11 protein-coding genes and 2 tRNA genes are annotated in these 11,733 nt (G+C 57.5%); 12 read left to right on the forward strand and 1 reads right to left on the reverse strand.

What is annotated here, in order from left to right:
• Positions 1 to 78: 78 nt before the first annotated feature.
• The 3 genes from carB to L8I05_RS23340 are packed head-to-tail and all read left to right on the forward strand — an operon-like array spanning position 79 to position 4,206.
• Positions 79 to 3,300, forward strand: coding sequence for a carbamoyl-phosphate synthase large subunit (carB, locus tag L8I05_RS23330; protein ID WP_122719988.1), 3,222 nt, complete (start codon positions 79 to 81; stop codon positions 3,298 to 3,300).
• A complete protein-coding gene (gene greA, locus L8I05_RS23335) occupies positions 3,297 to 3,773 on the forward strand; it encodes a transcription elongation factor GreA (protein ID WP_083356716.1) in 477 nt (158 codons plus the stop codon). The genes carB and greA overlap by 4 nt, the downstream gene beginning before the upstream one ends.
• Positions 3,774 to 3,801: 28 nt before the next feature.
• Positions 3,802 to 4,206 carry an MFS transporter gene (locus L8I05_RS23340; protein WP_159959951.1) on the forward strand — a complete coding sequence of 135 codons (405 nt, stop codon included), beginning with the start codon at positions 3,802 to 3,804 and terminating at the stop codon, positions 4,204 to 4,206.
• A gap of 9 nt (positions 4,207 to 4,215) precedes the next feature.
• On the opposite strand, the gene L8I05_RS23345 is transcribed toward L8I05_RS23340, so the two are convergent.
• Positions 4,216 to 4,524 carry a YhbY family RNA-binding protein gene (locus L8I05_RS23345; RefSeq protein ID WP_017139256.1) on the reverse strand — a complete coding sequence of 103 codons (309 nt, stop codon included), beginning with the start codon at positions 4,522 to 4,524 and terminating at the stop codon, positions 4,216 to 4,218.
• Between the two features lie 106 nt (positions 4,525 to 4,630).
• Between L8I05_RS23345 and rlmE the strand changes: the two genes are divergently transcribed.
• The 9 genes from rlmE to rimP all read left to right on the forward strand — a co-directional run bounded on the left by rlmE (position 4,631) and on the right by rimP (position 11,696).
• A complete protein-coding gene (gene rlmE, locus L8I05_RS23350) occupies positions 4,631 to 5,281 on the forward strand; it encodes a 23S rRNA (uridine(2552)-2'-O)-methyltransferase RlmE (protein WP_032862906.1) in 651 nt (216 codons plus the stop codon).
• A gap of 200 nt (positions 5,282 to 5,481) precedes the next feature.
• Positions 5,482 to 7,392: an ATP-dependent zinc metalloprotease FtsH gene (gene ftsH / locus L8I05_RS23355; RefSeq protein ID WP_242171705.1), complete on the forward strand. Its 1,911-nt coding sequence runs from the start codon at positions 5,482 to 5,484 to the stop codon at positions 7,390 to 7,392.
• Between the two features lie 8 nt (positions 7,393 to 7,400).
• Entirely contained in the window at positions 7,401 to 8,252 is an 852-nt protein-coding gene (gene folP, locus L8I05_RS23360) for a dihydropteroate synthase (RefSeq protein ID WP_242171706.1), read from the forward strand.
• A 16-nt stretch (positions 8,253 to 8,268) separates the two neighbouring features.
• On the forward strand, positions 8,269 to 9,606 hold the full coding sequence (glmM, locus tag L8I05_RS23365) for a phosphoglucosamine mutase (RefSeq protein ID WP_159959945.1): 1,338 nt from the start codon (positions 8,269 to 8,271) through the stop codon (positions 9,604 to 9,606).
• Between the two features lie 66 nt (positions 9,607 to 9,672).
• Positions 9,673 to 10,428 (forward strand): triose-phosphate isomerase, encoded by a 756-nt coding sequence (tpiA, locus tag L8I05_RS23370; protein WP_003194193.1) that lies wholly within the window; start codon positions 9,673 to 9,675, stop codon positions 10,426 to 10,428.
• A gap of 4 nt (positions 10,429 to 10,432) precedes the next feature.
• Entirely contained in the window at positions 10,433 to 10,816 is a 384-nt protein-coding gene (gene secG / locus L8I05_RS23375; RefSeq protein ID WP_010206600.1) for a preprotein translocase subunit SecG, read from the forward strand.
• A 22-nt stretch (positions 10,817 to 10,838) separates the two neighbouring features.
• Positions 10,839 to 10,924 (forward strand) — tRNA-Leu (locus L8I05_RS23380).
• A gap of 96 nt (positions 10,925 to 11,020) precedes the next feature.
• Positions 11,021 to 11,097: transfer RNA gene (locus L8I05_RS23385), tRNA-Met, on the forward strand.
• A 140-nt stretch (positions 11,098 to 11,237) separates the two neighbouring features.
• Positions 11,238 to 11,696, forward strand: coding sequence for a ribosome maturation factor RimP (rimP, locus tag L8I05_RS23390; RefSeq protein ID WP_197626733.1), 459 nt, complete (start codon positions 11,238 to 11,240; stop codon positions 11,694 to 11,696).
• The last annotated feature ends 37 nt before the right edge of the window (positions 11,697 to 11,733 follow it).

The raw sequence follows: 11,733 nt of genomic DNA on the forward strand, positions 1-11,733 counted from the left end.
GTCGGTGGCCCCCGCAGGCTCTTCAAAGATTGTTCAAGACGGCTTGCCGACTGACCTGCGGATTTGAGTGACAAACCCATGCCAAAACGTACAGACATAAAAAGCATCCTGATTCTCGGCGCTGGCCCGATCGTGATCGGCCAGGCCTGCGAATTCGACTACTCCGGCGCCCAGGCCTGTAAAGCCCTGCGCGAGGAGGGTTACCGCGTCATCTTGGTGAACTCCAACCCGGCCACCATCATGACCGACCCGGACATGGCCGACGCCACCTACATCGAACCGATCAAGTGGCAGACCGTTGCCAAGATCATCGAGAAGGAGCGCCCGGACGCACTGCTGCCGACCATGGGTGGTCAGACTGCACTGAACTGCGCCCTGGACCTGGAGCGCGAAGGCGTTCTGGAAAAGTTCGGCGTAGAGATGATCGGTGCCAACGCCGATACCATCGACAAGGCTGAAGACCGTTCGCGTTTCGACAAGGCCATGAAGTCCATCGGCCTTGACTGCCCGCGTTCCGGTATCGCCCACAGCATGGAAGAGGCCAATGCGGTCCTCGAGAAGCTGGGTTTCCCGTGCATCATTCGTCCGTCCTTCACCATGGGCGGCACCGGTGGCGGTATCGCTTACAACCGTGAAGAGTTCGAAGAAATCTGCGCTCGCGGTCTGGACCTGTCGCCGACCAAGGAACTGCTGATCGACGAATCCCTGATCGGCTGGAAAGAGTACGAGATGGAGGTTGTCCGCGACAAAAAGGACAACTGCATCATCGTCTGCTCGATTGAAAACTTCGACCCGATGGGCGTGCACACCGGCGACTCGATCACCGTTGCTCCGGCTCAGACCCTGACGGACAAGGAATACCAGATCATGCGTAACGCCTCGTTGGCGGTACTGCGTGAGATCGGCGTTGAAACCGGCGGTTCCAACGTTCAGTTCGGTATCTGCCCGGACACCGGCCGCATGGTCGTGATTGAGATGAACCCGCGTGTATCGCGCTCTTCGGCGCTGGCATCGAAAGCTACCGGCTTCCCGATTGCGCGCATCGCTGCCAAGCTGGCGATCGGTTACACCCTGGATGAGTTGCAAAACGAAATCACTGGCGGCGCTACGCCGGCGTCCTTCGAGCCGTCGATCGACTACGTCGTGACCAAGCTGCCACGTTTCGCCTTCGAGAAATTTGCCAAGGCTGACGCGCGCCTGACCACCCAGATGAAATCCGTGGGTGAAGTCATGGCCATCGGCCGGACCTTCCAGGAGTCCCTGCAGAAAGCCCTGCGTGGCCTGGAAGTGGGTGTTTGCGGCCTGGACGAGAAGCTCGACCTGAGCAATCCGGAAAGCATGAGCGTGCTCAAGCGCGAGCTGACTGTGCCGGGCGCTGAGCGTATCTGGTACGTCGCTGACGCCTTCCGCGCCGGCATGACCGTCGAAGACATCTTCGGCATGAACATGATCGACCCGTGGTTCCTGGTACAGATCGAAGATCTGATCAAGGAAGAAGAGAAGGTCAAGACCCTCGGTCTGTCCTCTATCGACCGCGACCTGATGTTCCGCCTCAAACGCAAAGGTTTCTCCGACCAGCGTCTGGCCAAGCTGCTGGGTGTGACCGAGAAAAACCTGCGCACGCATCGCCACAAGCTGGAAATCTTCCCGGTCTACAAGCGCGTTGACACCTGCGCGGCCGAGTTCGCCACCGACACCGCCTACCTGTACTCCACTTACGAGGAAGAGTGCGAGGCCGCGCCGTCGGGTCGCGACAAGATCATTATCCTCGGCGGCGGTCCGAACCGTATCGGCCAGGGCATCGAGTTCGACTACTGCTGCGTACACGCCGCTCTCGCCCTGCGCGAAGACGGGTACGAGACCATCATGGTCAACTGCAACCCGGAAACCGTTTCCACTGACTACGACACTTCCGACCGCCTGTACTTCGAGCCGGTAACCCTGGAAGACGTGCTGGAAATCTGCCGCGTCGAGAAGCCAAAAGGCGTGATCGTCCAGTACGGCGGCCAAACCCCGCTGAAACTGGCTCGCGCTCTGGAAGCTGCCGGCGTACCGATCATCGGCACCAGCCCTGACGCCATCGACCGCGCCGAAGACCGTGAGCGCTTCCAGCAAATGGTTGAGCGCCTGAACCTGCGTCAGCCGCCAAACGCTACCGTGCGCAGCGAAGACGAAGCCATCCGCGCAGCCAGCAAGATCGGTTACCCGCTGGTGGTGCGTCCGTCCTACGTACTGGGCGGCCGTGCGATGGAAATCGTTTACGAAGAAGAAGAGCTCAAGCGTTACCTGCGCGATGCGGTGAAAGTGTCCAATGACAGCCCAGTGCTGCTGGACCACTTCCTCAACTGCGCCATCGAAATGGACGTGGATGCTGTCTGCGACGGCACCGATGTGGTGATCGGCGCAATCATGCAGCACATCGAACAGGCCGGCGTTCACTCCGGTGACTCCGCATGCTCGCTGCCGCCGTACTCGCTGCCGGCGCACATCCAGGACGAGATGCGCGAACAGGTCAAGAAAATGGCCCTGGAGCTGGGCGTTGTCGGCCTGATGAATGTTCAGTTGGCGCTGCAAGGCGAAGACATCTACGTCATTGAAGTCAACCCGCGTGCTTCGCGTACCGTGCCATTTGTATCCAAGTGCATCGGTGTGTCCCTGGCGATGATCGCTGCCCGCGTGATGGCTGGTAAGACCTTGAAGGAAATCGGCTTCACCAAGGAAATCATTCCGAACTTCTACAGCGTGAAAGAGGCGGTGTTCCCCTTCGCCAAGTTCCCTGGTGTGGACCCGATCCTGGGCCCAGAGATGAAGTCCACCGGTGAAGTGATGGGCGTGGGCGATACCTTCGGTGAGGCGTTCGCCAAGGCTCAGATGGGTGCCAGCGAAGTGTTGCCGACCGGTGGTACTGCGTTTATCAGCGTGCGTGATGATGACAAGCCACTGGTTGCAGGCGTGGCCCGTGATCTGATCAACTTGGGCTTTGAAATCGTGGCCACCGCCGGGACCGCCAAGCTGATCGAAGCTGCCGGCCTGAAAGTGCGTCGCGTGAACAAGGTGACGGAAGGCCGTCCGCACGTGGTCGACATGATCAAGAATGACGAAGTCACTTTGATCATCAACACCACCGAAGGTCGCCAGTCGATCGCGGACTCCTACTCCATTCGTCGTAATGCCTTGCAGCACAAGATCTACTGCACCACTACCATTGCTGCTGGCGAAGCCATCTGCGAAGCGCTCAAGTTCGGTCCGGAAAAGACCGTGCGCCGCTTGCAGGATCTACACGCAGGATTGAAGGCATGACCAAATACCCAATGACCGTCCAGGGCGCCAAGGCCCTGGAAGAGGAACACGCCCATCTGACCAAGGTCGTCCGTCCGAAGCTGAGCCAGGACATCGGGACGGCCCGCGAGCTGGGCGACTTGAAGGAAAACGCTGAATACCACGCTGCTCGCGAGCAGCAGGGTATGGTTGAGGCGCGTATCCGTGACATCGAAGGCCGTATGCAGAATGCGGTGATCATCGATGTCACGACCATCCCGCATACCGGCAAGGTTATTTTCGGTACTACCGTGGAAATCGCCAACGTCGAGACCGATGAGCGCGTTGTTTACCACATCGTGGGTGAAGACGAAGCCGACTTCAAACTCGGCAAAATCTCCGTCGGCTCGCCACTCGCCCGTGCCTTGATTGCCAAGGAAGAGGGTGACGTGGTGGCTGTGAAAACGCCTGGTGGCGTAATCGAGTACGAGATTGTTGAAGTTCGTCACATCTGAAAGACGGCGCCCGCTTCGTGCGGGCGCCATGCTTTGGCAGCTAGCCCAGATGCTTTGGGTTGGCGGCGTGTGGTTGTTGCACATTGGTATATTGCCGACGCTGGGCCTGATTGGCCTGGCGCCGTTGCTGATCGATGAGATCGACGGATTGCTGAGTGCGCTGCTGGTGGGTTTTGCGGCGGCGTGCGTGACGCTCCAGGTGCTGGTGCTGATCAAGGCCGAAGGCTTGGGGAGTTTGTGGCGGGATATTCGCGGCCAACTGCTGTTGATGGCGCTGTATGCATGCGCAATGTTTTGCGTGGTGCATGTGTGGCTGCCGGAAGCGTTGCGCTGGCAGCTTTTCAGCTATCTTGTGCTAGGGTTCTCCGGCCTGGTGCTGGTGATACAGCCGGCCCCGGGATGGAGTGGCGGGGCGCGCGAAGCACGCCCGTGACCCTTTTTGTTACTTGAAGCGGTGTACGTTCGACAGTTGCTTGTTGACGCTGAAGTTCTTGCGATACAGCAGCGCCATCTTGCCGATGACCTGAACCAGATCCGCTTTGCCGACCTTGCACAGTTCTGCAATGGCGGCCAAACGCGCTTCGCGGTCAAGGATGTTGACCTTGATCTTGATCAGTTCGTGATCGCCCAATGCGCGTTCAAGTTCGGCTAACACACCTTCAGTCAAACCGTTGTCTGCCACAATCAGAACTGGTTTCAGATGGTGGCCAATGGATTTGTACTGTTTCTTCTGCTCTTGAGTGAGCGGCATAATCTGACCCCTGCGTCTGATCTTGTAAAAAGCGGCGGCCAGTTTACCCGAGCGAGTCCGGGACCGCCCAGTTAATCACGACCCGTTTTATTTTTCGAGGTGGCCCGTGGCCCGTTCCAAAACTAGCCTTAAGTGGCTGCAAGAGCATTTCAACGATCCTTACGTCAAAAAGGCGCAGAAGGACGGCTACCGTTCGCGGGCCAGCTACAAGCTGCTGGAGATCCAGGACAAGGACAAATTGATCCGTCCGGGCATGAGCGTTATTGACCTTGGCGCGGCCCCCGGTGGCTGGTCCCAAGTGACCAGTCGTCTGATTGGTGGGCAGGGTCGCTTGATCGCTTCCGACATCCTGGAAATGGACAGCATCCCCGATGTGACCTTTGTTCATGGCGACTTTACCCAGGACGCCGTGCTCGCACAGATTCTTGAAGCGGTGGGAAATTCGCAGGTAGACCTTGTGATTTCCGACATGGCCCCCAATATGAGTGGATTACCGGCTGTCGATATGCCGCGCGCAATGTTCCTGTGTGAACTGGCGCTGGATTTGGCGGGTCGGGTGTTGCGTCCTGGGGGTGATTTTCTGGTGAAAGTCTTCCAGGGCGAAGGTTTTGACGAGTACCACAAGAACATCCGCAAGTTGTTCGACAAGGTGCAAACGCGCAAGCCTGACTCTTCCCGGGATAGGTCTCGCGAGCAATACCTGCTGTGCCGTGGCTTCCGCGGTGTTGAAGGGGCAGCGAGCGAAGAGCGTTTTTGAGGAATTTGAGCGGGGCGATAGGTTTTTTTATATCGCTTTCGACACGAAGCTTTACGAATATTGTGTAGTCAAAGTTTCACAAAGGGTTACAGACGGCGCCTGCCAGAGTTGTAGGTAATGTAGTAAGTTAGGCCGGTGAATATCATGCGAAGCACGCGCCAGTAGCGGAGCTTGCTTCAGAGGGTAGTTAATTGAACGATATGGCAAAGAATCTGATCCTGTGGTTGATCATCGCGGCAGTCCTGGTGACGGTGATGAACAACTTCTCCAGCCCTAACGAGCCGCAGACCCTCAACTATTCCGACTTCATCCAGCAAGTTAAGGATGGCAAGGTCGAGCGCGTAGCGGTTGATGGCTACGTGATTACCGGCAAGCGCAACGATGGCGACAGCTTCAAGACCATCCGTCCGGCAATCCAGGACAACGGTCTGATCGGCGACCTGGTAGATAACCACGTGGTCGTTGAGGGCAAGCAGCCTGAGCAGCAGAGCATCTGGACTCAACTCCTGGTGGCCAGCTTCCCGATCCTGGTGATTATCGCCGTGTTCATGTTCTTCATGCGCCAGATGCAAGGTGGTGCGGGAGGCAAGGGCGGGCCGATGAGTTTCGGCAAGAGCAAGGCACGCCTGCTCTCCGAAGATCAGGTGAAGACCACCCTGGCTGACGTTGCTGGTTGCGACGAAGCCAAGGAAGAAGTCGGCGAGCTGGTTGAGTTCCTGCGCGATCCGGGCAAATTCCAGCGCTTGGGCGGCCGTATTCCTCGTGGCGTACTGATGGTCGGTCCTCCGGGTACCGGTAAAACCTTGCTGGCCAAGGCGATTGCCGGCGAAGCCAAGGTGCCTTTCTTCACCATTTCCGGTTCTGACTTCGTCGAGATGTTCGTCGGTGTCGGTGCCAGCCGTGTTCGCGATATGTTTGAGCAGGCCAAGAAACACGCGCCTTGCATCATCTTCATCGACGAAATCGATGCCGTTGGTCGCCATCGTGGTGCCGGCATGGGCGGTGGTCACGATGAGCGTGAGCAGACCCTCAACCAGTTGCTGGTGGAGATGGACGGCTTTGAAATGAATGACGGCATCATCGTCATCGCTGCCACTAACCGTCCCGACGTTTTGGACCCTGCGCTGCTGCGTCCAGGCCGTTTCGACCGCCAGGTTGTGGTTGGCCTGCCGGACATTCGTGGTCGTGAGCAGATTTTGAAAGTGCACATGCGCAAAGTGCCGATGGGTGACGACGTGGCTCCGGCCGTGATTGCCCGTGGTACGCCAGGCTTCTCCGGTGCGGACCTTGCCAACCTGGTGAACGAGGCTTCGTTGTTCGCAGCCCGTACCGGCAAGCGCATCGTAGAAATGAAAGAGTTCGAACTGGCGAAAGACAAGATTATGATGGGCGCTGAGCGCAAATCCATGGTCATGTCCGAGAAAGAGAAGCAGAACACCGCTTATCACGAAGCCGGTCACGCCATTGTCGGTCGCGTGGTGCCTGAGCACGACCCGGTCTACAAAGTGTCGATCATCCCTCGTGGTCGAGCATTGGGTGTCACAATGTTCCTGCCGGAGGAGGATCGCTACAGCCTCTCCAAGCGTGCGCTGATCAGCCAGATCTGCTCGCTGTACGGTGGTCGAATTGCCGAAGAGATGACCCTGGGCTTTGACGGTGTGACCACCGGTGCTTCCAACGACATCATGCGTGCCAGCCAGATTGCGCGGAACATGGTGACCAAGTGGGGCTTGTCGGAAAAACTCGGTCCTTTGATGTATGCCGAGGAAGAAGGTGAAGTGTTCCTGGGTCGTGGCGGTGGCGGTCAAAGCGCGAGCTTCTCCGGTGAGACAGCCAAGCTGATCGACTCCGAAGTGCGCAGCATCATTGACCAGTGCTACGGCACGGCCAAGCAGATCCTGACCGACAACCGCGACAAGCTGGACGCCATGGCTGATGCGCTGATGAAGTACGAGACCATTGATGCCGACCAGATCGACGACATCATGGCGGGTCGCACACCGCGTGAGCCTCGCGATTGGGAAGGTGGTTCGGGTACTTCGGGAACTCCGCCGGTAGTACAGAACGAACGCCCTGAAAGCCCGATCGGTGGCCCGGCAGCTGACCACTAAGGTTTGAAATGACTTCTGTGTTGTCCTCCACCCGGTTGCCTTGCGGCAACCGGGTTCTTGATTTGGCCCATACGCATGTCATGGGCATTCTTAACGTAACCCCCGATTCCTTCTCCGATGGTGGCCGTTTCAACCAGCTGGATGCCGCACTGCGTCATGCCGAAGCGATGGTTCTGGCCGGCGCCACGTTGATTGATGTGGGTGGCGAGTCGACTCGTCCCGGTGCTCGTGTGGTTTCTCCCCTGGAGGAGCTTGAGCGAGTGGCGCCAATAGTCGAGCTTATTGCTCGCGAGTTGGATGTGATCATCTCGGTTGATACGTCGACCCCGGCAGTGATGCGTGAGACGGCGCGCCTTGGGGCGGGCTTAATCAATGATGTGCGAGCCCTTCGACGCGATGGTGCCCTTGATGCAGCGGCGGCAACCGGTCTTCCTGTGTGCCTGATGCATATGCTCGGAGAGCCCGGGAATATGCAGGACAGCCCACACTACGATGACCTTGTTGGCGAGGTGAGTGGCTTTCTGGCTGAAAGGATCGCTCAATGCGCCACGGTGGGCATTGCGGCCGAAAAGATCATCCTTGATCCCGGGTTTGGCTTCGCCAAGACCCTGCAGCACAATTTGAGTCTGTTCAAGCATATCGAATCCTTGCACGCCCTTGGTCGGCCCCTGTTGGTCGGCGTTTCGCGCAAGAGCATGATAGGTCTGGCCCTGAACCGTCCTGTCGGCGAGCGGCTTTACGGTGGTCTGGCGTTGGCGGCGCTTGCCGTGACCAAGGGCGCGCGTATTTTGCGTGTGCATGACGTCGCCGAGACGGTTGATGTGGTGCGCATGATTGCCGCTGTAGAATCAGCCGAATAAGAATGATGGAGCACTTATGACTAAAAAATATTTTGGCACCGACGGTATTCGTGGTCGGGTCGGCGAGTTTCCGATTACTCCTGATTTCATGCTCAAACTGGGTTGGGCGGCAGGTATGGCGTTCCGCAGCATGGGCGCGTGCCGCATCCTGGTAGGCAAGGACACCCGAATTTCGGGGTATATGTTTGAGTCCGCACTTGAAGCGGGTTTGTCCGCCGCCGGTGCTGATGTGATGCTGTTGGGGCCAATGCCGACGCCTGCTATCGCCTACCTGACGCGTACCTTTCACGCTGAAGCCGGTATCGTGATCAGCGCCTCGCATAACCCTCATGATGACAACGGCATCAAGTTTTTCTCGGGCCAGGGCACCAAATTGCCGGACGAGATCGAGCTGATGATCGAAGAGCTGCTGGATGCACCGATGACGGTGGTCGAGTCCAGCAAGCTGGGCAAGGTGTCACGCATCAACGACGCATCTGGCCGGTACATCGAATTCTGCAAAAGCAGCGTGCCTACCAGCACCAATTTCGCCGGGCTGAAGATCGTTGTCGATTGTGCCCACGGTGCAACCTACAAGGTCGCGCCGAGCGTGTTCAAAGAGTTGGGCGCGGACGTAACGGTGCTGTCGGCTCAGCCGAATGGTTTGAACATCAATGAAAATTGCGGCTCCACCCATATGGAGCAGCTGCAGGCTGCGGTCCTGGCTGAGCATGCCGACCTGGGTATCGCCTTTGACGGCGACGGTGACCGTGTGCTGATGGTGGATCACACCGGTACGGTGGTTGACGGTGATGACCTGTTATTCATTATTGCCCGCGACCTGCACGAGCGTAACAAGCTGCAAGGCGGTGTCGTCGGTACGCTGATGAGTAACCTTGGGCTTGAGCTGGCCCTGGCTGAGCTGGGGATCCCGTTTGTGCGTGCCAATGTCGGTGACCGTTATGTGATCGCCGAGTTGCTGGAGCGTAACTGGCAGGTGGGCGGTGAGAACTCCGGGCATGTTGTCTGCTTCCAGCACACCACCACAGGCGATGCCATTATTGCCGCGCTGCAAGTGTTGCTGTCTTTGCGTCGCCGTGAAGAGAGCCTGGCTCAGGCGCGTCAAGCGCTGCGCAAATGCCCGCAAGTTTTGCTCAATGTGCGTTTTGCGGGCGGCGAAAACCCTATCGAGCACCCTGCTGTCAAAGATGCCTGCGAGCGTGTAACCCTGGCAATGGCGGGGCGCGGGCGGGTGTTGTTGCGCAAGTCCGGCACAGAGCCACTGGTGCGTGTCATGGTCGAAGGTGAAGACGAAGTACAGGTTCGCGGCCATGCCGAAGACCTGGCAAAACTGGTAACTGAAATTTGCGCCTGAATTCGGCTTGCCAGTGATGATGTGGTTGGGTAACATCTGCGCCCACTTTGACCGACGAGGTACAGCATGCGTCGCACTATGGTAGCTGGTAACTGGAAGATGCACGGTACCCGCGCCAGTGTCGCTGAGCTGATCAATGGCCTTCGTCACTTGGCCTTGCCTAGCGGTGTTGATGTTGCGGTTTTCCCGCCTTGCTTGCATATCAATCAAGTGGTTGATGGCTTGAAAGGCAAGTCGATTCAGGTCGGCGCGCAGAATTCTGCGGTGGAGCCCATGCAAGGTGCGTTGACTGGTGAGATTTCGCCGAGTCAGCTGGTTGATGCGGGTTGTTCCTATGTGCTTGTCGGGCACTCCGAGCGCCGTCAGATGATGGGCGAGCGTGATGGGACACTCAATCGCAAGTTCGCAGCGGCACAGGCTTGTGGCTTGATTCCGGTGTTGTGCATAGGGGAGACCCTTGAGCAGCGTGAATCAGGAAAAACTCTTGAAGTTGTCTCGCGTCAGCTGGGCAGCATCATCGAGGAGCTGGGTGTCGGTGCATTTGCAAAGGCAGTAATTGCTTACGAGCCGGTCTGGGCCATTGGCACCGGGCTGACTGCTACACCGCAACAGGCGCAGGATGTGCACGCAGCCATCCGCGCTCAGTTGGCGGCAGAGAATTCTGAAGTCGCACAAGGTGTGCGGCTTCTATACGGCGGCAGCGTGAAGGCGGCCAATGCGGTCGAACTGTTCGGCATGCCGGATATCGATGGGGGGCTCATTGGTGGAGCTTCCCTGAATGCAGATGAGTTCGGTGCGATCTGTCGCGCCGCGGGAAACTGAAAAAATGCTGGAAACAGTCGTAGTCGTTTTTCATCTGTTGGCTGCCCTGGGCGTAGTTGCCCTGGTTTTGTTGCAACAGGGTAAAGGTGCGGATGCTGGTGCGTCTTTCGGTGCAGGTGCTTCAAATACTGTGTTCGGAAGCCAAGGTTCCTCTACCTTTCTTAGTAAGTTTACTGCTATACTTGCCGCCGGTTTCTTCATAACCAGCTTAGGGTTAGGTTACTTTGCTAAAGAGAAAGCTCATGTGCTGACTCAAGTAGGTCTCCCAAACCCGGCAGTGTTGGAAGTACCAAAAGCAAAACCGGCTTCTGATGATGTCCCGGTGCTTCAAGAGCAAAAGTCGGCTACTCCAGCGACTGACGTACCTCCAGCTCAAGAGCAAAAGTAAGAAGGGTTGTAAGCGCTGTATTGCCGAGGTGGTGGAATTGGTAGACACGCAACCTTGAGGTGGTTGTGCCCATAGGGTGTAGGGGTTCGAGTCCCCTTCTCGGTACCAATTATCAGGAGAGCCCGCTGTTGCGGGCTTTCTTGTAGGTGGAAGGTTGCATTGACCCTGTAAGGGATCGGTCGTATACTTCCGCCCCAGCTTTGTCGCGGGGTGGAGCAGTCTGGTAGCTCGTCGGGCTCATAACCCGAAGGTCGTCGGTTCAAATCCGGCCCCCGCAACCAGTTTTAGCGGAGCCCCTTTTAAGGGGCTTTTTGTTAGCTGGACACTTTCAACGCCGCTGTTCGACGGCGTTTCAAGGATGGGCGTTTCGCCCATTTTTTTATTTTGCACAGCATGCACATACATGCACGAGGGGGTTCAGGTGTCGAGCAAGCTAGAAGAGTTGCAGGCCTTGCTGGCCCCGGTGGTCGTGGCCCTAGGCTATGAATGCTGGGGTATTGAGTTTTCGGCTCAAGGTCGCCACTCAATGTTGCGCGTTTATATCGATAAAGAGGGCGGCGTGCTGGTGGACGATTGTGCCATTGTCAGCCGTCAGATCAGCGGTGTCCTGGATGTAGAAGATCCGATCTCCGTTGAATACACCCTCGAAGTTTCCTCGCCTGGCATGGAACGCCCACTGTTCACTATTGATCAGTTTGCAAAATTTGCCGGTGAACAAGTGAAGATCAAGCTGCGTTCTCCCTTTGAAGGGCGACGCAACTTTCAGGGCCTTCTGCGCGGTGTAGAAGAACAGGATGTCGTGGTGCAGGTAGACGACCATGAGTTCCTGTTGCCGATCGATATGATCGACAAGGCCAACATTATTCCCAGTTTTGACTGAGACGCGGATCCCGCGGATCCAATGGCTTGCGAAAGGC

Origin of the sequence: Pseudomonas sp. MONT-RG-20F-20-E-7-02, assembly GCF_022662395.1 — a bacterium.
GTDB lineage: Bacteria > Pseudomonadota > Gammaproteobacteria > Pseudomonadales > Pseudomonadaceae > Aquipseudomonas.